The sequence below is a fragment of the Litoribrevibacter albus genome, from assembly GCF_030159995.1.
Lineage (GTDB): Bacteria > Pseudomonadota > Gammaproteobacteria > Pseudomonadales > Litoribrevibacteraceae > Litoribrevibacter > Litoribrevibacter albus.
The window spans coordinates 47,525-64,243 of the sequence record NZ_BSNM01000013.1 but is presented as its reverse complement, the minus strand read 5'-3'; the positions used below and the strand labels follow the sequence as shown (position 1 = coordinate 64,243).

Genomic DNA, 16,719 nt, shown 5'->3' with positions numbered 1-16,719 from the left:
GACCCCAGGAGGTATTGAGATATGCAAACCCAAGACTACATCGTGGATGACCAAGGTAATTTCAGGTTTACAAGGGTTGGTCTCGACAATCAGGCTCCGTTACTGGCAAAAGCCGGTATCGATGCCAAAGCTATCAAGACGTATGCGGAGTACATCCAGGCAAGACAGGCGGCGAGCCCGTACTTTATGGAGTATCTGCAAGAGGAGACCGATAAACGATTGAAAGGCAAGCCTGACACATTAGAGTGGCAAGCAATACGATCCATCGCTTTTGGTACTCCGGAAGAGCAAGACCAGTTGCTCGAAAAGTTAAAACGCAAACAAAGCTTTAAGCTTGTTTAGCTTCTCTTCGTGCATTAATTTCTTCGATGATTTTGGCGCGAAGCCATTTCAACGATGAAACCTGTTCTTTGTCGGTGAGCATACTGAGCATATCTTTCGACGTGTTCAGCATGTGCTGAAGTTGTTCATCGCTCGCTGTTTCCAGCCAGAAATAAACCTCTTTTCGTGAAAAGCCCATAGTCATTCTCCATAGAGAAAATGATGGGGCTTACCCTGTAGGGGAAAGTCCCCATCAGGGTGAAACAAGCTTTAAATCAGTTCATTCAGAACGGAATGTCCATGTCATCGAACGAGTCGAATGATGGTCCCTGCGCCATGAACTCCTGACCGGCAGCTTGTGCCATTGGTTGTGACGGTTGTCGCTGAGGAGCCTGCTGTTGTGCAGGTGCAGCTTGACCATCTCGGTTGTAGTAGCGAGGCAGTTTCTTCGGAAAATCATTCACCACAATTTCAGTGGTATAACGATCGGTACCGCTTTGATCCTGCCATTTGCGCGTGCGCAGTTCGCCTTCTACTTGAATGAGATCTCCAGGCTCAAGCTTGTTGTTCACATGCTCGGCGCACTGGTTGAATGAGACCAAACGGTGCCATTCAGTATGCTCATTCCAATCACCAGTTTGCTTATCCTTGAAGGACTTCGTTGTTGCCAACGAGTATTGCGCGACCGGCTTTTGTGTTTTGGTGTAACCCAATTGCTTTTGACCTACACGGCCAATAAGAATGACTTTCTGATACATGATGTATCTCCTATTTAGTCTGTTGTGGAGGATGTTCAATCAGTACAGGTTGGCGCTTTCCTGATTGAAGGAGGTTGTTGTTACGCATGTGCTGAAGTTCCAGCGGTGTAACAGCGAAGATCGGCTTGATCGTGACTTCTTGAGGCTTGTTCTTCATCAATCGCTTGATGAGGTGTTTGCCTGCAAAGCAGATCAACTTGAAAGCTATCTTGAAAGGCAGCTTTACCAATTTACCAGAGGCTTCCAGAGCTTTATCGCCTACGCGAAATCCAAACTCTATGGCCTGCATGGCAATAACCGACCCAAAGAAGAAAACAAACAGCGCTATGCAAAGCATAATAAGTTCCATTTGTTGTCCCCTTAGTTTGATGAAGATTTGAAGCTATAACCGTGGTCTGTGTCGTACACGATCTCGGCAATATCATCTCTCATCAGAACAGAGAATTCCGGCAGAACCAGAACATCACCTGCTGTAGTTACGCACACTTTGAAATTGCCCATATGAGCTTTTTCATTTGCTTTTTCGATAGCCTGCTGAACATTGTTCTTAGGACTTCCGGAAAGCTGCTGATGCGCATTGAAATCGAAGTTATACATGAAGTGTCTCCAATTAATTGGTTGAGTATTTAGCCAAAACGCCGCAGCGTTCGTACCCGTTTCATGGCTAGATTGGGGGTACTTATCAGGTGCCATTGTTAAAACAACAACAGCAACAAGATTCGGAGACACACGAAGGTGGTTTAGGGCTGTTCTCTATGGACGTGCAGAGAACACGCCTAAACGCCCTGGAAAAAGGTGTGAAACGAAATAGTCGGAGTAAAAGGTGAAAACCTTGAAGGTAAAATGCTTGGAGCTTTAGGAGGTAGACTTGATGTTGATACAGCCGTGAATGCTACGGCAGAGGAAGGTTGTTCAGTTGGAGCCAAGCTTTTCAGCTCGGTGCCGTCTATGTGACTCGATAAGGCACCTTTGATTGAAATATGGACGCTATACGACCACACGATAAAAGTTACATCAAATATCCACTCTTCGCAAGGCTTTAAAGGGACCCCGCCCTTTGACCCATTTATTGCGGCATTTGAGTCCTCTTCTCGTTATGTTGAACATCAATAATTATTTATTTAGTGGTGTTTTATATGACGACCAAGCGGAAAGCTGCTCTTATCCTGCTCCTTGAGGGGCTGGCCAGCTCCGGATTGCAGATGATCACCATCCGCCAGACAGTACCCTTTGTTGGCAGCTCGGTGCTTTGCACTTCAATCATCATCAGTTGTTTCCTGGGTGCTCTGGCATTGGGGTACTACTGGGGCGGCCAACAGGCTTCTGAGCGGTATGCCAAGTCCCTGGTAATGAACCTGGTTGGTAGCATCGCCCTGTTTGGTATTGGTCTGTCCTACAGCTTTGTGAGCTTCTTTTTTCTGTCCATCGCAGACATAACCCAAGGAGCGCCCTATTTGGGCAATCCCCTGATCCACCTATTCCTGTTCAGCCTGCTTATAATGTCTCCATTGGTGTTTTTTCTTGGGCAAACCGTCCCATTACTGCTCAACACCGCAGACCACGAGACCCGCAAGAGTGAAGCCACGGGCAATGCCACGGCGCTAAGTACGATTGGTAACGTGCTTGGATGTTTGATCACATCCTTGCTGCTCATGTACTTCCTTGGAGTTGGGTACTCCATTTTCATCAATTGCCTGATCCTCGCGGTATGCCTCTGTTTCTTGGTTGATTGGAACAACAGCCAAACGAAGTATGTGGTTGGTGCAACTTTTTCTTTCCTGGTCATCGCGTTTACGCTGAACGTAAAAATCCCAGATCGCTTGTTCGCCGCGACTACCCCCTACTCGAATTTCTACGTTGCAGAGCATCCGGAAGGCAAGCGGTTCATCATCAATCGCAGTAGCGCCTCATTCATCGGGGAAAAGGACAGAAAAGGTTGGCCGTACATTGAGATTATGAAACAGGGCATATTTGCTGATGACATGACTGGGAAGGATATTCTGGTACTTGGTGCCGGGGGCTTCACCCTCTCGGCAGAAGAAACTCACGGCGCAAACTTTACCTATCTGGACGTTGACCCAAAGATCAAGCCAATTGCAGAGAAGTATTTCCTTGAGGAACCCATCAAAGGTGAATTCATAGCCCAGGACGCCAGATCCTATCTGCTGACCAGCGAAAAATCATGGGATGTTATTGTCGTGGATCTGTATACCAATGCCGCCACGATACCTATGCACACAGCCACCTTTGAGTTCTTCTCTCTGGTGAGCTCACGTCTCAAACCTTCCGGAAAAGCAGTCCTCAATATCGCAGCCAACCCCCGATTGAACGATGCCTATTCTGTGAATATGGATTTCACCGTCCGCCAGGCATTATCAAGATGCATCACCGACATCACCGGGTACCAGAACGCTCTGGTGAATATTGTTTATTTCTGCTCAAAGCGGTCGAGCATGGACAATGATGCGGTTGCTAGTTTGTATCGAGATGATACAACTAAAGTAACCGTGGACGGCTACGTCTCATCCCTGAACATCAAGAAATGGCAAAGCCGGGAAGACAACAATCATGGGCAATAGCAGAAAGTCAAAATGGGTGTCCGCCAGCGATGTTGGGCGGGCATCCTATTGCCCACATTACCTGGAGCTGAAGGAAAAAGGGACCAAGCCATCCCAACAGTCGCTGAAGGCCAGAGCAAAGGGCGAAGTCAGTCATGAGGCACTGAACCGTCAAGCTGAAGACAGCCGCTGTTTCGTTGCAACTCATCTCTACGGGATCGACCACCCCAATACGTGTCTACTTAGAAAATATCGGGACCAGAAGCTCGCTTCTCATACAACAGGCAGGGTGTTCATCAGCGTTTACTATGCCATATCCCCTTACTTGGTCATCGCGGCACGTAAACTCCCCTTGATCTCCAAGTTCATGCGGTACTTCGTGGACTGTAAGATTCGTCATATCCAGGAGAGATGTGAGGATGATTGATATTCTGTTATATGGGCTGCTCGGACTTGCTGCCGCTGCCCTACTTTACAACTTCATACGGCGCATTGCTGGCTCCAGAAGTGGCCTTGGTATAGAAGGCAAGCTTATTTGGATGGACAAGGGCCGGTCTACAAAGCCCTTCTTTAACCAGGTCTTCGAGGTCCTGGGTAAGCCGGATCTCATGTATAGAGTACGCGGAGGCGTTTTGGCAGTTGAGTATAAAAGCCGACGCGGCCCAGTATTCAAGAGCGATGTGGTGCAAGCAAAGTGTGCCGCTCTAGCAGCGCGTGGAAACGGTTACCAGGTCACGCGGCTGCTTGTTAAGACAGCAACCACTGAACAATACATCGAGCTCCCGCGTGCAGACAAAACCCTATTTAATGAGATCAAGGAATACGTAATTCTTACCAGGCAAGCTAAAGCCGGTGTAAGGATGAAGGCCTGGCCAAATGTAGGAAAGTGCCGTGGCTGTGCATTTAAGTACGATTGCGTTCATGCCCAAAAAAGATAAACCAAACTGGCCTCCTCCCGTTCCATCAGGCAGATACGAGCCTGGGCTATCTGTTTCTCAGCTATCGGCGCAGCAGAAGAATGCGCTATGGCTTCATCTGAAAAGCCAGCACCCTAAGAAAGCGAGGGAAATTACGGAAATAATGAACGATCCCATCGTTTCATCTCTCATTAAAACGTTCGATGGGTCCTTGGTGATCGAGCGTGAGTTTGTTCCCGAGAGTCTGCTATCCCTTCTTGAATGAGCGTGAGCTCAAAGGATTTTCATTGGATGTAAGGAATCACATCTTCTGGCATGACTGGCTTCTTAAAAAACCGGGTAGCGCCAGCGTTAATGGCTTTCTTTTCATTCGATAATCGTGAAGACATCGCAAGTACTGTCTGAAACGGGCACTCTGCCTTGATTCTCGCAATGACCTTCTCCCCAGACATCACCGGCATTTCCATATCGGTGATAACAAGATCCGGCTTAACTCTGACATACTCTTTAATACCCAAAGCACCATTTTCGGCCCCGTAAACTTCAAAGCGATCTTCGCCCAATAACGCCCGAAGTGCCTTGATGATCATTTCGTTGTCGTCAATGACTAAGATGGTTTTCTTGGCCATATTCACTACCATCAATGGACAGTGGCATGGTTATAGTTCATAACGAAGCCATATGAACCACCGCCTTTCTGAAACTGCGTGCTCAACTCTCGATTGAGGTTGAGCACCAGCAAGTTGAAGGTTTCAAGCGTCATTCCATCCTGGACGTACCGGATCAAAACATCGATGTCGAGTTGATACCCAGACTCACAGTTGGCAGATACGGTATTAAGCATGACCTCCATTGATTCCTGGAGTAGGTCTTCATCAATACAGCCTGCAATATAGGTCGGTGGCATCATAAGTATTTCTCTCATCATTATTGTTGTTAGTACATCCAAGACAACACTCAGTTAAGCTGAATCGGGTAAACCGCTTCAGTACACGTTTCAGGCTCATCTCTCAAACAGGCCTGAAAAATCACATTGGCCACCTTGGGTATTACATCCAGCCAAGAGCTGGTATCGACAGACAGGTCTTTGAATCCATGCAGCTTATCCAGAGGGATACTGGTACAACTGAGATTACTCTGGTTGTCCTGAGCATAGACACATTGAAATGACGCTGTATCAGCACACGCATGTTGAGCGGTACCCGGCAAAGAGCACTCAAGCGTAAACAACTTCAGGTCCTCTTCCTGCACCTGGCCATCAGTACTCAAATAGACATTGGCATCGTAAAGGTACTGCTCACCGGGACCAATCGTAGTGTTATCTGTATAGTAAATATCCACATTCCAGATCAAGCTTACTGTATCGCCGGGGCTGAAGTGATTTTCTTCTTCACCACTGGATGCCGCCAAGTTAAAGGCCTTGGGATGCATCGGTTCCGGCGCAAATTCAAATACCAGCTCCGGTGGTTCACTGGGATTGAGGTTGCTTGGTGTCTGCGAACCATTGCTTGACGATCCTCCCCCTCCGCCACCACAGGCAGAAAGAAGTGAGGCAAAGCTGACCAGAAGTAGGATTCTTGATGTGTTCATGAGCTTCTCCATGCTTAGTGTCAATGGCCATTTATTTTGACCCACCTTTGGCCAATAAAATTGACCCACCTTTCATAGTCTATCTTGTGGCTTTTTGCTTCAGTCGATAGCTTTCTCCTCCCAACATAAAGATGTGCGAATGGTGGATGACCCGGTCAATGATCGGCACCGCCACGTTGTCGTCGTGGAAGAACTCGCCCCAACTGGTGAAGTCCTTGTTGGTGGTCAAGATGATCGACCGGTATTCGTACAGGCTGTTGATCAACTGGAACAGATTGTAGCGGGCCTGCCGGGTCATGGGCAGGTAACCCAGCTCATCAATGATCAGCAGGTCGTATTTGGCCAGGGCGCTGACCCGTTTTTTCAGCTCACCCTTCATCTCGGCCAGTTCCAGCTCTTCCACCAGATCCAGGGCATTGCGGAACAATACCCGGTAACCAGCTTCCACTGCCTTGTGGCCAATACCGATGGCCAGGTGGGTCTTGCCCACACCCGGCGGGCCAATGAACACCAGGTTGTTCCGTTCGTCGAGGAACTGGAAGTCCAGCAAGGCGTTCACCTGGCGTTTATTAATGGTGGTCTGGTGCCGGTAGTCGAAGCCCTCAAGGCGCTTCTCGGCGGGGAACGCGGCCATCTTCCGATTCCGGTGGATGCGCTTGTCCTGCCGTTGAACCAGTTCGTGTTCGGCAAGCCGATCCGCGAAGCTGAGATAGGACATCTCGTTGGCTTCTGCCTCGGCCAGCAGGTTGATTAGTTCATCGGCGGCTGCGCTCAGGCGCAGGCTGCGGTAACGGGCTACAGTCTGTTCAAGCTGGCTCATGGGTCACCCCCTGGCCACTGGAGCGGCCAAGACGCTGGTAGGCGCTCAGATCCAATGCCTGCTTGGGTTCCGGTAACGATTCCGGCTGTCGCTCCCGCAGAACGGCCGCCTGGGCTGCTTCCAGGTAGTTTTGCAGTCGTGTGGCCGTCATGCCGGGGCGTTCTGCCAGCGCTGTGATCAACTCTGGATCCACCGGCGCATGGCGCTTGAGCAGGTCACGGGCAGCCACCAACTGATCCTTGTAGATCTTGGGCTCGGAGCGCTTGAGCTGCTGACACAACCGGTGCCCGGTCTCGTCGCTGATCAGGGCGTTGATGCCAGCTTCCAGCTTGTTCACGCGCTGGGCATGATCCCGGTAGTGATGGGTGTTCTTGATCACCTTGCCCTTGTCGGCGCACAGCGCATGACTGGCAATGACTTCGCCCGTGTTCAGGTCGCTGATATGGAGTTGACTGCCGGACTCCAGAACGCCCACCCGGGCCTGCTGCCAGGCCATGGGCACGGAGTACTTGTTGGCCTTCCAGGCGATCAGGCCGGTCTTGTCCACCTGCCGTGTCTCGCGGGCCACAGGCTGTACGCAAGCCGGTGACAGGTAGGCCTCCAGATGTTCTCGCTCATCCCGTTCGAAGCGTTCCCGCGGTGGTTCGCCGGTGGTGCCGTGGATGCGGACATTGGCCACGCTCTCAACCCAGTCCTGCACGTGCTGACGCACGTGTTCCTGATCCCGGAAGACTTCACCGTAGAGGCAATCCTGCTTGACGTACTTAACACCGGCTTCCACCTTGCCCTTGCTCTCCGGGTCATAGCCTTCGCAGGCATGGATCCGGAATCCAGCCGTGGTGGCATACTCATGAAACCGTTGGTTGAGCGTCAGTTCGCGGTACTGTTCGTTGATCACCACCAGCTTGGTCTGATCGTAAACGCACTCATCCGGCAGGCCACCGAAGTACCGCAGGGCTTCGTCATGGAGCTGGATAAACGTCTGGGTATCCAGCGGGCGGAAGGCCAGGCCCACGTACATCAACCGCGAGTACGACAGCACGAACACCACAAAATGCAGCGTGCGTTCTTCGCCACCGATCAGCACGCCGCGCAACTCACCGGGGTCCACCTGACACTGAACACCGGGCACATCCTCCAGAATGGGCTCGTAATAGCGCATCTGGGCCGAGGCCACTTCCTCCTTGAGCACTCGCACATAACGGCGAATGGAACGGTCTGAGGCCGGTAAGTCGCCGACCTTTGCCTGAAGCTTACGGGCAATCTTGACGGCGCTGAGCTTGGGGAATTGCTTGAGCAAATGCACCAGATAATCCCGGTGATCATCGAGGCGCTTGGTGCGTGAGGGATCTTCAATCTGTTCTGAAATCGCGTTCTCATTCATCCGCAGATACTTGCGGACGGTATTGCGGGACAGCCCCAGTTCCTGACTGATGGCGCGGATCGACAACCCTTTGCCGTTATCGTGCAGTGCCTTGATTTTGTGTATCACAACCCACTCCTTCACTGACATGCCCCCGGCTATCGATAAAAGCGGGGGACAGTAGCTGGTTCTGTGGCCTGACGGCCACCCGGAGGTGGGTCAAAATAAATGGCCAGTAGTGGGTCATTTTAATTGGCCACTAACACTTAGTTTTGTCCAACGGTATTCTACTGGAGGGACTTTTAGGAGACATAAAAAAAGGGCCACCAGCAGATGACCCTTTTCTAAAATGCTCAATTTCTACATCCTTGTGCCAGCATGGCTGCGTTTACGGAGCGTTCAATGCCCAGACTGGAATGCTTGATTGTCCAGCAGGGATTGACCGAACTAGCTGTAGCTGTTTGCTCTTGACCAAAGGAACAATCACCTTTCCACCGAAATCGTCTTCAGTTACGTCCTCTTTTATCAGCCCATTTTTGATACACAATATTCTCATGTAGTCAGATGTAAACTCCCGCAGATGACGCTTGGCAATCAAAAGCACCATCGTCTGAAGATGCTCGTATTCCGCCTTATTCATCTGTACCTCCGCCATTCACATTCACTTGCTGATACTGAAGCAGAATCTCTTTACCTATCTGCTCAGCTTCAATCGACGTAATTGCCCATAGTCCACGGGACAGGACGGGTTCGGCCAGTTCAAGAAACGCCGGTACAAACTCCCAATCAAAAGGGTCTTGGTATTCATCTTTGACTACTTCGTATGCAGTCTCGACCGCTGGAGCCAATAAATGAAGTACGATGGACCGCATCTCACATGCGCCGACTTCTTCCCGCTTCTGCGAATACACGTTATCGCAGTCTTTGCCGGACATACGCTCCAGTAGAGCTTCCCAGATACACATTGCTGTAAGCGCCGTTTCTTCCTCTACTGAGGAGAAGGCTGTTTGATTATTCATTCCTGATTATCCTCCTGACCACTGGTTGAAACAGCACTACTTCCATCAGAACCGGATACAGTGATGCTGATACTTGCTTTACCGATGGAGTCCTTCGTCGCAGCGCTTTTAAGGCGAGCAATAAGATAAGGGTTATCAATTTGCTGGTAGGTATGAGCCCCATCTTCGGTAGGGATGCAAAGCATTAGTCTTCCCCGCTCGACCGTGAGAAGGCTTATGTTCTTAATTACAATGTCCATGAAAGCCACCGTTTAGTTTGAAGATGTCATCTCAAAGAAATTAAGCCGGTGCTGTTTAAGCGCTTCCCTTGCCTCCTTGACCTGACGATTAATCTCCAGTTTGTCCGATAACATATCCGCGCTTTTCATCTTATTGGCCAAACGGGTTATCTTGCCTTTGAGATTGATTTCTTGTCGCTTCCACATTTGTTCCGTCATATCGGTTACCTGCCAGAAAGAAAAATGGCCCCCGAAGGGGCCTACCTCACTCAACACACTCACAAGGAGCACTCAACATCTTTGTTACTTTCAATCTCTCATGACTTTCTGAACCAGCAACCCCTTAAATTCACTTTTTTGCATTTATCCGATCAAGAGGCCTTCAGGAGTGGTATTTGCCTTTCATCATCGCGTTGATCGGTAATTGCATTGCTTCCGTCAAAATCAATTCCTAGCCTTTCCAAAGCCATCTCATGCTGCTCCAGCAGCTTGCTGGCTTCCCTCTCCTTTTCACCATCGCTGCCGTGATTCAGTCTCCACGAATTCAGCCTACTTAGGTCCATGCGACGGGTAACCACCTCGGCCTTGTCGTACTGCTCCCAGAAACCTGTTGAACCATCCTGATCGCTCTGAGGCAACCACGCCCTATGTTTGCCGACAATACGGTTTAATCTGTCGATAAGATCCTTACGCCTCGGAAAGATATGAAATGTCCCAGCTTTCGGATAAAAGCGAATGTCGAAATAGTCACTTGAACACCTTTCACCACTGCTCAGCTCTTTGTACTTGTCACAAAATAGGTTCACGACACCATAAGGCGTTTTATGATGCTGTCCGTCGAGCATCGCAAACACTTTATCGAAGTCGGTGAACATCTGCTGATCATCCCATGCCAAACTGTTTGACCATGAGTAGTAGTCTCTGCGATTGGCAGGGATAATGAACCTCGTCATAAGAACGCGGTAGGCATTGACCCTATGTTTCTGGTTTGACTTCCATCCCTGATAGTAGGCGCGGTTTTCCGGGTGATACTTGCTGATCATGTCGAAAACGTCGCAAATCATTTCTATCTGAATGGTTCCTTGTTGTTCCACCAACCCTTGCAGAAATCCGTAGATATTCTCGACCGTGAATTCAAGGTCACAGATGGACGCAAACTCACTTTCCAAGCGCTTCTGTGCCTGACTTGAAAGTCTATCCAGGACTTCCGTTGAACGGAGTACGGATGACCAAGCCCGCTCCTTCAGCTTCAGATAGGCTTCATTCAGTTCGCTAGTTACGCTTTTTACGCAACTTTCAGAATCATGACAGTTGGTCGTTTCATCAGTAATCGAGCGTCCTAACATATTGGCGTAATAATTGGCGCGTGCGTTCGCTTTAGCCGCGCTTCTGGCTGCCTCAACAGCACATTCAAACGCAATGACCATGTTCTGGATTTTTGACTTGGGCACGACCAAATCTTTAGGAACCTCGATGTCGTCGGCTCTCATTCCCTCCTCAACCTTTTCCTTCTTTAGGTTGTCTATGAACTCCGCTTTGAAATTGGATTCCTTCTCAAGATGGATAATGGCTACTTCTACCGGCGTCTTTCGTTGTGTATCCGGTGACAAGAATGCTTCAGAGACGAATTCAACAGATCCGTGCTGCTCGATGATGTCTACCAGGAAACGACGCTCTTTTGTATACGGATTGCGTATCGTCTCCGCATTCAGAATGGCCACTAACTCACCGTGGAACAGAAGATTCCATGCATGAAGGACATGCTGAACACCAGAAGCAAAGGGAGGATTCATCAAAATATGGCTGTAAAGACAGGCTCCCCGGTATGACAAAAAATCATGGCCAACGATTCGGTACTTCTTCTCCCGAAGAATTGCTTGATTATTAAAATCAATCTCACAGCAATCCACCTCAACCTTGCTGTAGCGTCCCGATGCGAGCTCATGCACCACGTCCACAAGATCTCCACGTCCGGCCTGCGGTTCCAGTAGTCGCGTTATTCTCCGGTTTTTGAACTTATTGAAGGCCTTAACACCAAGGGATACGGGTGTGGGATAAAACTGATTGTCCATGTTCACCCCCCCTTAAAGCTGCCGCATAACGTGATCTATCATGGCTGGCTTACCGTGGTGATGGCCTATTGTTGATAGGCCAGCCTCCCAGACAGTCTCGTCAAATTGGTCGCTTCGGAGAGTTCGCAGCAGGTCAACAATCCCCTTCTTATCCTTGGCTTCAATAAGCTCCGATAGCGTTCTTGGGATTGTGGTTTCAAAATCAGGAAAGAGATCCATAGTCTTCGCCTCGTGAAATGTATTCGCTTTTCATCGAATATCTCACGGGTTTCAGAACTAGCAACTATCGCGGATTCGTGCGGTTTCTATATTTTCGCTTTTTGCGGATCGACGTTTAGTTGGTCTTTGTCAATGGTCAGATCTAAGGCTGAGTCGTAGTGGTTTTCAGGTATTACCCCCATTCGCGTAGCAACTTGAACCATAACAGTGTCGCGTCCATATTTTCTGGCGACGGCTGCGGCACCGGGGCACTGGCAAATATCTTTAGGATGATAGTTTCCTTCCTCATCAAAGTTTCGCCCGTCTTCCCTGTAAACCGTCTTATGGCAATGGAACGTCATGTCTTGGCCGGACAGTAGACCTTCGATGATTTCTTCCCTTCTACCTGGCTCCAGGTGAATAGCACTCTCATCATTACGGAAAGGGCAATTGGCGCAAGGTTTGGTCAACTTAAATTGATTTTTCATCCGTCCCTTCCTCACTCAGTACGGCAGTTGCATATTTAGAAAGTTCAAGATGGTTCTTGTGGATACCCTCCAGACACCTGCACAGCACCTCATAGGACACCTTTGTCTCAACACCGTCTACTGCGTGCTGGCTTAGTATGGGTAAACGCTCCACTGCCCTTAGTAAACAGACGATGTGGTCTTTTTCAATATCGCTAAGCTGCCTTCGACTGCCTACAAATGGCGGCTGAGCAATGTACTCTGCCATTGCCATATCGAAACCTCGCCGATACTCGATTTGTTAGTTGTTACTCGAATATCTCACGCGATTCTGATCCAGCAACTCATTCAAGACAGTTGTGCAAAGCCATTAAAGCCCAATGACGTACAACACTCCCACCAGATCTTAGATACATGATGCACTGACCATTTTTAAGTGAATCTGTGTCGCCTTCTAAGGTAAATGCTTGCCCTCTCTGGTCAGCTACAAATGCCACTGTTGAAGTGATTCCCAGAGCAGCGCCAGGACTGAATTGATATTGGCTGATGGTCTGGCCATTGAATGTTACTTGTATGTTGAATCGGCCCTCGATGATTGGTTGGTAGCGTCCCGCATGGAAGGAGCGTTCTTGAGCCAGGCGGACCAGGGAGAAGGATACCTGTTCTTGTTCTGACGCTTGCGCACCTGAACATGCGCCACTGACAAGCACTACCAAAACAAGCTGTCGCCAGCAGACCTTCACTATATGCCCCCCTAATCCTTGGTTGATTGCCCAAAAATACTGACTTTTTACCGGAGTTGCTAGTTCAGGTTTCTGGGGTACGTTGGAATCATCAATAGGGAGATGCCGTCATGCACCAAGAGTCAATGTCCATCGTGGAAAGAGGTAATGCTGCGATTGTTAACGCCAGAAATCCAGATACCGTCGTCTTTGAATCGGGAAATGTCTACAAGCTTTACGGCAAGAAGACAGAGAACAAAGTGAAGCGTGTCGGAGAACAAGATGCGCCTGACTTCGAGCATTGGGACGACTATCACTTCCAGCGCAGATATAGCTACTTGGGTGAGGTGAAGGTAGTTCGAGTAAAGCGGACGCTGAAGTTGCAGTTCAACTGAGCATATTTTCTTCATTCAAAGCAAAGGTAGTCAAATGGATAAGGACATATTGGACCGTCTGTTGGCGGTACTTGCTGGACAAACAAAAGCTTCAGATGACGATCGCAGGAACCTTCTGCGCGTGGCCACGATGTGTGGCGTAGCTGGGTTATATGAACACTACAAAGAAGACGTTCTTGCGAAGTTCAGCATTGAGCAATTGCAGGAGATTGTTGATACCACCGAGCCTTTCCGTGGTTTCACGGTTGAACATATTTTTCACACCGCACTTTATGCGTAAGGAATCCAACATGAAATGCCTATTTATATTTTCTTTATTAGCCGTCATCACAGCATTGACTGGCTGCAAGCCCGATGATTTCCAGGACACTGGCGTGCTGTCCATAGAAGACTTCTACATTATCGGTAGCAATGACAATACGCTCGACGAAATCCCAGAAATTGACCCGTATTTCAATGATGGTGAATTTCTTCTATTCATCCGACTTGGAAAGCCGGATCTAGGGTACAAGCTCACCTACTACCTTGGAAATAAACAGTCTACCCAGGACGCCACACCCATTTATCGCCTGGACTGCGATGACGACGACCGGTACTGCTATGACGGCGACTACTTCGCACTCAGTTGTTATTACCTGCCGGACATGACAGGCCAATGCGGGAGCAATCGGTTCAATCTCTCAAATACCATCTTCGCTCTCCCATTCAGCGGCTACATCATTGCTGAGGTCTGCCACAGAGTTCAAAACCAATGCGTGACACACACCCAACGTGTTGTTTTTCGATAGGTCCAACCATGCACTCACCCCCATTACCGAAGACACCTTGGAACCCAAGTCGAAAGGCTATGAACCGGGTCAAAAATCCTCTTCCTATCCCATCGGAGTGCCAGCATTGCGGCGATACAGTGGAAATTGTCCATCATGATGACCTTTATGGTCGGTCCTACGGAGACTGGCCGTGGGCATATCGCTGTAAAGGATGTGGCTCTTATGTTGGTATGCACCCATTCACCAACATACCGCTTGGCACCCTCGCAACCACTGAGATGCGTGAAGCAAGGAAGCGCTGTAAATCGCCGTTCGAGGCGCTTTACAAATCAGGCAGGCTTACCAGAAGTGATGCATATAAGCGTCTAGCAGAGAAACTCGGCATTGAGCACGAAGCTTGTCACTTTGGCTGGTTTGATGTGGAAATGTGTCTTAAAGCAGAGCAGGCAGCACGGGAGATATTCATCGAGATTTACCGCTCTTAGCGCCTAAGTACAGTTGCTAGTTCGAACTTTCGTGAGAGTCTGATTATGAAACAGATTTTACGGAAGCAGAGGACAAAATCATGTGCAAAGAGACCCTGAGCAAAACTCTTACTGAGGCCAATAACAGTACCGGGTACTTTATGCCGATCTGGGTGATGGATGAGTTGAAAAAGCATATCCCATCCGGCGTGATGAAGTGGGCTGAAAACCAATGTCACGCATTTGGAAAAGAGCAGGAGTACCGACTTGAAGCGGTTCGCAACCGGCCACCAGTCGGCGCATACGAACTGACGTGCTCAAAATGCGGCGGTGAGAATGTGGTTAAGGACGCATTCGCATCGTGGGATGTCAATGCTCAGGAATTCGTCCTCTATGCGACATACGATGAATCCTACTGCCATGACTGTGAAGAGTCGGTTTCATTGAATGAATCTGTCATTGCCACCAGCGAGGCTTCGCAATCATGAGCCTCAACGGTGCCTTTGCAGAAGAAGAATCCGTGCAAAGAATACCGATTATCGTGTCTGGCCTCGAAGGCTATGCGGAGAAATCGTGCGGAGGATGGGGCTTCTACGGTAAGTGGGCTTCTCATACTGGCTATCGCCATACGCATGGGTCCGAGCTGGACAAAGAAAGTCTACAGCATGTTGCCGAGGAGCTGTACCGGGAGCAGTCACCTCTCTGCTACCTGATCGGAGACGAACATAAAGAATTTGGTTGGAAGAAGGTCCGAGTCAATATGCACGGTCATGTAGAGATTCGACTTCCTCAGTGGGCAGATACTTCAATCAAAGATGCTCTGTCTTCTCTTGGTGTTTGCATGAGCTGCCCAAGTAACTGTTATTGGGTCTTCCCTTCAGACGTTGAGTTATACCAAGCAAAGGAGGTGCTGGAACCGCTACTTCAACCAAATACTCGGTTTGCCGACGAGACCGACCTCGCACGCAAGCTTTCAGAAAACTTCCCCTCTTCGGAGTTGGGATTTAGAGAAACACAACTATCTCTTTTTTAACCAGAAGGAACCTTACCATGACAATTGAAACATCTATGATCGTCCGTACCGTACATGCCGAAAAGGTCACAGCCCTCTTCGCCTCAACTGACATCGAGATTCTCAACCAGGTATCGGATGACTCCGAAAGTATTACCAAACTCCAAATTGGCGGGATTAACTGTCGTGGCGATCTTCGGCTCGAAGTAATTCTCGATCATCTCCGGCAACAAGGCATCTCATACAGCTATTACTGGCAGGAGCACAACTGCAATCAGGGCGGTGAAAGCCACTATCGCTCCAATGGCAAGGAGGATCAGCACCTGTCCTGGATGGACTATGAGAAGGATGTGGTTAATATTGAAGATGTACGGCAGGCCGTGGCCCAAGGGGAGACAGCCGTTCTTGAGCTGCTGGAAGCATCGGAAACCCGTTTTACGCCTTGGGATTGGAATGAGGTGGCCGCGTAATACACGGAGATTATCCACAGAAATTGGTGGATAACTCTTGGTATAATCTCTGCCATGACTTGATATATCTGGGCCGGACCCAGTTGGTTAGAATATGATCAGATTGCAGAACAAATTAACTGATTATCCGTTCAGTCGTCGTGAACGGTTCTACAACGTACTCGGACTGATAATTCTTGCGGTGGCAGGGATTGCAGCTCTGATTGCGTATGGCCTGGGTCCACTATTCTCTGGTAAGCCTTGGCAGCTCGTATCACCGTGGCTTCATGTGATCTCCGCCATCACTGGAGCCTTATTGGTATGGCTGGGTTCAGGCCGTGCTATCAAACAGGAGGGAACCGCAATGGATTCTTCTTTAAAACGGTTTTGGCCGTATCGGGTTTTACGTTGGATAGTAGCCAAGGTGTTTAGCATCATCTGGTTTGTCATCACCGTAATTTTCTTTGCCTGGATCAGGCAAACGCCATCAAGCTCACCAGAAGCGCATGACCAACGGGAGCGAAATGCTGATGACATCTGGGATGGACATCCAAAACACTATTATGACAATGATCCACCAAAGCCATTTTCATAAATTATTAAAGG

The 16,719-nt window shown here is 49.1% G+C and carries 29 protein-coding genes; 12 read left to right on the top strand and 17 right to left on the bottom strand.

All coding sequences use genetic code 11. The features are described 5' to 3' along the window. Positions 1 to 21 precede the first annotated feature (21 nt). Positions 22 to 342, top strand: a complete 321-nt coding sequence (locus tag QQL66_RS09835) for a hypothetical protein (protein ID WP_004748854.1) — start codon at positions 22 to 24, stop codon at positions 340 to 342. Here the strand turns inward: QQL66_RS09835 and QQL66_RS09830 are convergent. The 4 genes from QQL66_RS09830 to QQL66_RS09815 all read right to left on the bottom strand — a co-directional run bounded on the left by QQL66_RS09830 (position 329) and on the right by QQL66_RS09815 (position 1,676). After that, positions 329 to 520, bottom strand: coding sequence for a hypothetical protein (locus QQL66_RS09830; protein ID WP_004748853.1), 192 nt, complete (start codon positions 518 to 520; stop codon positions 329 to 331). The two genes, QQL66_RS09835 and QQL66_RS09830, sit on opposite strands and share 14 nt — an antisense overlap. An 85-nt stretch (positions 521 to 605) precedes the next feature. After that, on the bottom strand, positions 606 to 1,079 hold the full coding sequence (ssb, locus tag QQL66_RS09825) for a single-stranded DNA-binding protein (protein WP_257172044.1): 474 nt from the start codon (positions 1,077 to 1,079) through the stop codon (positions 606 to 608). A 10-nt stretch (positions 1,080 to 1,089) separates the two neighbouring features. After that, positions 1,090 to 1,428, bottom strand: coding sequence for a hypothetical protein (locus tag QQL66_RS09820; RefSeq protein WP_004748851.1), 339 nt, complete (start codon positions 1,426 to 1,428; stop codon positions 1,090 to 1,092). A gap of 11 nt (positions 1,429 to 1,439) precedes the next feature. Then, positions 1,440 to 1,676, bottom strand: a complete 237-nt coding sequence (locus QQL66_RS09815) for a hypothetical protein (protein WP_284381080.1) — start codon at positions 1,674 to 1,676, stop codon at positions 1,440 to 1,442. A gap of 539 nt (positions 1,677 to 2,215) precedes the next feature. Between QQL66_RS09815 and QQL66_RS09810 the strand changes: the two genes are divergently transcribed. The 3 genes from QQL66_RS09810 to QQL66_RS09800 are packed head-to-tail and all read left to right on the top strand — an operon-like array spanning position 2,216 to position 4,575. After that, the gene (locus QQL66_RS09810; protein ID WP_284381079.1) at positions 2,216 to 3,658 is read left to right on the top strand and encodes a fused MFS/spermidine synthase; all 1,443 of its coding nucleotides are present in this window, start codon (positions 2,216 to 2,218) and stop codon (positions 3,656 to 3,658) included. After that, positions 3,648 to 4,064 (top strand): CFI-box-CTERM domain-containing protein, encoded by a 417-nt coding sequence (locus QQL66_RS09805; protein ID WP_284381078.1) that lies wholly within the window; start codon positions 3,648 to 3,650, stop codon positions 4,062 to 4,064. The genes QQL66_RS09810 and QQL66_RS09805 overlap by 11 nt, the downstream gene beginning before the upstream one ends. Further along, entirely contained in the window at positions 4,057 to 4,575 is a 519-nt protein-coding gene (locus QQL66_RS09800; protein ID WP_284381077.1) for a PD-(D/E)XK nuclease family protein, read from the top strand. Before QQL66_RS09805 ends, QQL66_RS09800 begins: the two co-directional genes overlap by 8 nt. A 263-nt stretch (positions 4,576 to 4,838) precedes the next feature. On the opposite strand, the gene QQL66_RS09795 is transcribed toward QQL66_RS09800, so the two are convergent. The 13 genes from QQL66_RS09795 to QQL66_RS09735 all read right to left on the bottom strand — a co-directional run bounded on the left by QQL66_RS09795 (position 4,839) and on the right by QQL66_RS09735 (position 13,044). Further along, a complete protein-coding gene (locus tag QQL66_RS09795; protein WP_284381075.1) occupies positions 4,839 to 5,183 on the bottom strand; it encodes a response regulator in 345 nt (114 codons plus the stop codon). An 11-nt stretch (positions 5,184 to 5,194) separates the two neighbouring features. Next, a complete protein-coding gene (locus tag QQL66_RS09790; protein ID WP_268905169.1) occupies positions 5,195 to 5,464 on the bottom strand; it encodes a hypothetical protein in 270 nt (89 codons plus the stop codon). Between the two features lie 47 nt (positions 5,465 to 5,511). Continuing rightward, on the bottom strand, positions 5,512 to 6,144 hold the full coding sequence (locus tag QQL66_RS09785; RefSeq protein WP_284381073.1) for a hypothetical protein: 633 nt from the start codon (positions 6,142 to 6,144) through the stop codon (positions 5,512 to 5,514). A gap of 79 nt (positions 6,145 to 6,223) precedes the next feature. Further along, entirely contained in the window at positions 6,224 to 6,964 is a 741-nt protein-coding gene (gene istB / locus QQL66_RS09780; protein ID WP_053112996.1) for an IS21-like element helper ATPase IstB, read from the bottom strand. Beyond that, the gene (istA, locus tag QQL66_RS09775; protein WP_082640780.1) at positions 6,951 to 8,456 is read right to left on the bottom strand and encodes an IS21 family transposase; all 1,506 of its coding nucleotides are present in this window, start codon (positions 8,454 to 8,456) and stop codon (positions 6,951 to 6,953) included. The genes istB and istA overlap by 14 nt, the downstream gene beginning before the upstream one ends. A 259-nt stretch (positions 8,457 to 8,715) precedes the next feature. Further along, positions 8,716 to 8,967, bottom strand: a complete 252-nt coding sequence (locus tag QQL66_RS09770) for a hypothetical protein (protein WP_284381067.1) — start codon at positions 8,965 to 8,967, stop codon at positions 8,716 to 8,718. Continuing rightward, a complete protein-coding gene (locus tag QQL66_RS09765) occupies positions 8,960 to 9,346 on the bottom strand; it encodes a hypothetical protein (protein WP_284381065.1) in 387 nt (128 codons plus the stop codon). Before QQL66_RS09765 ends, QQL66_RS09770 begins: the two co-directional genes overlap by 8 nt. Beyond that, positions 9,343 to 9,585, bottom strand: coding sequence for a hypothetical protein (locus QQL66_RS09760; RefSeq protein ID WP_284381064.1), 243 nt, complete (start codon positions 9,583 to 9,585; stop codon positions 9,343 to 9,345). Before QQL66_RS09760 ends, QQL66_RS09765 begins: the two co-directional genes overlap by 4 nt. 12 nt (positions 9,586 to 9,597) lie before the next feature. Continuing rightward, positions 9,598 to 9,783 carry a hypothetical protein gene (locus QQL66_RS09755; protein ID WP_268905174.1) on the bottom strand — a complete coding sequence of 62 codons (186 nt, stop codon included), beginning with the start codon at positions 9,781 to 9,783 and terminating at the stop codon, positions 9,598 to 9,600. A 152-nt stretch (positions 9,784 to 9,935) separates the two neighbouring features. Beyond that, positions 9,936 to 11,636: a DUF4942 domain-containing protein gene (locus QQL66_RS09750; protein ID WP_284381063.1), complete on the bottom strand. Its 1,701-nt coding sequence runs from the start codon at positions 11,634 to 11,636 to the stop codon at positions 9,936 to 9,938. Positions 11,637 to 11,941: 305 nt separating this feature from the next. Next, entirely contained in the window at positions 11,942 to 12,322 is a 381-nt protein-coding gene (locus QQL66_RS09745; protein WP_284381062.1) for a hypothetical protein, read from the bottom strand. After that, positions 12,306 to 12,575 carry a hypothetical protein gene (locus tag QQL66_RS09740; RefSeq protein ID WP_284381061.1) on the bottom strand — a complete coding sequence of 90 codons (270 nt, stop codon included), beginning with the start codon at positions 12,573 to 12,575 and terminating at the stop codon, positions 12,306 to 12,308. The genes QQL66_RS09745 and QQL66_RS09740 overlap by 17 nt, the downstream gene beginning before the upstream one ends. Positions 12,576 to 12,645: 70 nt before the next feature. Then, positions 12,646 to 13,044, bottom strand: a complete 399-nt coding sequence (locus QQL66_RS09735) for a hypothetical protein (RefSeq protein ID WP_284381060.1) — start codon at positions 13,042 to 13,044, stop codon at positions 12,646 to 12,648. Positions 13,045 to 13,154: 110 nt separating this feature from the next. Here QQL66_RS09735 and QQL66_RS09730 point away from each other — a divergent pair, with 110 nt between their 5' ends. From QQL66_RS09730 to QQL66_RS09695, 8 genes are all read left to right on the top strand, one after another. Next, on the top strand, positions 13,155 to 13,418 hold the full coding sequence (locus QQL66_RS09730; RefSeq protein ID WP_284381058.1) for a hypothetical protein: 264 nt from the start codon (positions 13,155 to 13,157) through the stop codon (positions 13,416 to 13,418). A 34-nt stretch (positions 13,419 to 13,452) separates the two neighbouring features. After that, a complete protein-coding gene (locus tag QQL66_RS09725; protein ID WP_284381056.1) occupies positions 13,453 to 13,698 on the top strand; it encodes a hypothetical protein in 246 nt (81 codons plus the stop codon). Positions 13,699 to 13,708: 10 nt separating this feature from the next. Continuing rightward, positions 13,709 to 14,206 (top strand): hypothetical protein, encoded by a 498-nt coding sequence (locus QQL66_RS09720; RefSeq protein ID WP_284381054.1) that lies wholly within the window; start codon positions 13,709 to 13,711, stop codon positions 14,204 to 14,206. A gap of 8 nt (positions 14,207 to 14,214) precedes the next feature. Next, entirely contained in the window at positions 14,215 to 14,673 is a 459-nt protein-coding gene (locus QQL66_RS09715) for a zinc-finger-containing protein (protein WP_284381053.1), read from the top strand. Between the two features lie 80 nt (positions 14,674 to 14,753). Continuing rightward, positions 14,754 to 15,140 carry a hypothetical protein gene (locus tag QQL66_RS09710; RefSeq protein ID WP_284381052.1) on the top strand — a complete coding sequence of 129 codons (387 nt, stop codon included), beginning with the start codon at positions 14,754 to 14,756 and terminating at the stop codon, positions 15,138 to 15,140. Next, on the top strand, positions 15,137 to 15,685 hold the full coding sequence (locus QQL66_RS09705) for a hypothetical protein (protein WP_268905185.1): 549 nt from the start codon (positions 15,137 to 15,139) through the stop codon (positions 15,683 to 15,685). The genes QQL66_RS09710 and QQL66_RS09705 overlap by 4 nt, the downstream gene beginning before the upstream one ends. Positions 15,686 to 15,702: 17 nt before the next feature. Continuing rightward, a complete protein-coding gene (locus QQL66_RS09700; RefSeq protein ID WP_284381051.1) occupies positions 15,703 to 16,134 on the top strand; it encodes a hypothetical protein in 432 nt (143 codons plus the stop codon). Between the two features lie 94 nt (positions 16,135 to 16,228). Continuing rightward, positions 16,229 to 16,708, top strand: a complete 480-nt coding sequence (locus QQL66_RS09695) for a hypothetical protein (protein ID WP_284381050.1) — start codon at positions 16,229 to 16,231, stop codon at positions 16,706 to 16,708. The last annotated feature ends 11 nt before the right edge of the window (positions 16,709 to 16,719 follow it).

Coding starts and splice junctions, on each gene's coding strand:
- QQL66_RS09800 (WP_284381077.1), top strand. CDS start 4,057: ATGATTGATATTCTGTTATATGGGCTGCTCGGACTTGCTGCCGCTGCC.
- QQL66_RS09700 (WP_284381051.1), top strand. CDS start 15,703: ATGACAATTGAAACATCTATGATCGTCCGTACCGTACATGCCGAAAAG.
- QQL66_RS09820 (WP_004748851.1), bottom strand. CDS start 1,428: ATGGAACTTATTATGCTTTGCATAGCGCTGTTTGTTTTCTTCTTTGGG.
- QQL66_RS09785 (WP_284381073.1), bottom strand. CDS start 6,144: ATGAACACATCAAGAATCCTACTTCTGGTCAGCTTTGCCTCACTTCTT.
- QQL66_RS09705 (WP_268905185.1), top strand. CDS start 15,137: ATGAGCCTCAACGGTGCCTTTGCAGAAGAAGAATCCGTGCAAAGAATA.
- QQL66_RS09830 (WP_004748853.1), bottom strand. CDS start 520: ATGGGCTTTTCACGAAAAGAGGTTTATTTCTGGCTGGAAACAGCGAGC.
- QQL66_RS09750 (WP_284381063.1), bottom strand. CDS start 11,636: ATGGACAATCAGTTTTATCCCACACCCGTATCCCTTGGTGTTAAGGCC.
- QQL66_RS09710 (WP_284381052.1), top strand. CDS start 14,754: ATGTGCAAAGAGACCCTGAGCAAAACTCTTACTGAGGCCAATAACAGT.
- QQL66_RS09725 (WP_284381056.1), top strand. CDS start 13,453: ATGGATAAGGACATATTGGACCGTCTGTTGGCGGTACTTGCTGGACAA.
- QQL66_RS09695 (WP_284381050.1), top strand. CDS start 16,229: ATGATCAGATTGCAGAACAAATTAACTGATTATCCGTTCAGTCGTCGT.
- QQL66_RS09805 (WP_284381078.1), top strand. CDS start 3,648: ATGGGCAATAGCAGAAAGTCAAAATGGGTGTCCGCCAGCGATGTTGGG.
- QQL66_RS09745 (WP_284381062.1), bottom strand. CDS start 12,322: ATGAAAAATCAATTTAAGTTGACCAAACCTTGCGCCAATTGCCCTTTC.
- istB (WP_053112996.1), bottom strand. CDS start 6,964: ATGAGCCAGCTTGAACAGACTGTAGCCCGTTACCGCAGCCTGCGCCTG.
- QQL66_RS09715 (WP_284381053.1), top strand. CDS start 14,215: ATGCACTCACCCCCATTACCGAAGACACCTTGGAACCCAAGTCGAAAG.
- QQL66_RS09765 (WP_284381065.1), bottom strand. CDS start 9,346: ATGAATAATCAAACAGCCTTCTCCTCAGTAGAGGAAGAAACGGCGCTT.
- QQL66_RS09720 (WP_284381054.1), top strand. CDS start 13,709: ATGAAATGCCTATTTATATTTTCTTTATTAGCCGTCATCACAGCATTG.
- QQL66_RS09730 (WP_284381058.1), top strand. CDS start 13,155: ATGCACCAAGAGTCAATGTCCATCGTGGAAAGAGGTAATGCTGCGATT.
- QQL66_RS09815 (WP_284381080.1), bottom strand. CDS start 1,676: ATGTATAACTTCGATTTCAATGCGCATCAGCAGCTTTCCGGAAGTCCT.
- QQL66_RS09810 (WP_284381079.1), top strand. CDS start 2,216: ATGACGACCAAGCGGAAAGCTGCTCTTATCCTGCTCCTTGAGGGGCTG.
- QQL66_RS09755 (WP_268905174.1), bottom strand. CDS start 9,783: ATGACGGAACAAATGTGGAAGCGACAAGAAATCAATCTCAAAGGCAAG.
- QQL66_RS09835 (WP_004748854.1), top strand. CDS start 22: ATGCAAACCCAAGACTACATCGTGGATGACCAAGGTAATTTCAGGTTT.
- QQL66_RS09795 (WP_284381075.1), bottom strand. CDS start 5,183: ATGGCCAAGAAAACCATCTTAGTCATTGACGACAACGAAATGATCATC.
- QQL66_RS09740 (WP_284381061.1), bottom strand. CDS start 12,575: ATGGCAATGGCAGAGTACATTGCTCAGCCGCCATTTGTAGGCAGTCGA.
- QQL66_RS09770 (WP_284381067.1), bottom strand. CDS start 8,967: ATGAATAAGGCGGAATACGAGCATCTTCAGACGATGGTGCTTTTGATT.
- ssb (WP_257172044.1), bottom strand. CDS start 1,079: ATGTATCAGAAAGTCATTCTTATTGGCCGTGTAGGTCAAAAGCAATTG.
- QQL66_RS09790 (WP_268905169.1), bottom strand. CDS start 5,464: ATGATGCCACCGACCTATATTGCAGGCTGTATTGATGAAGACCTACTC.
- QQL66_RS09760 (WP_284381064.1), bottom strand. CDS start 9,585: ATGGACATTGTAATTAAGAACATAAGCCTTCTCACGGTCGAGCGGGGA.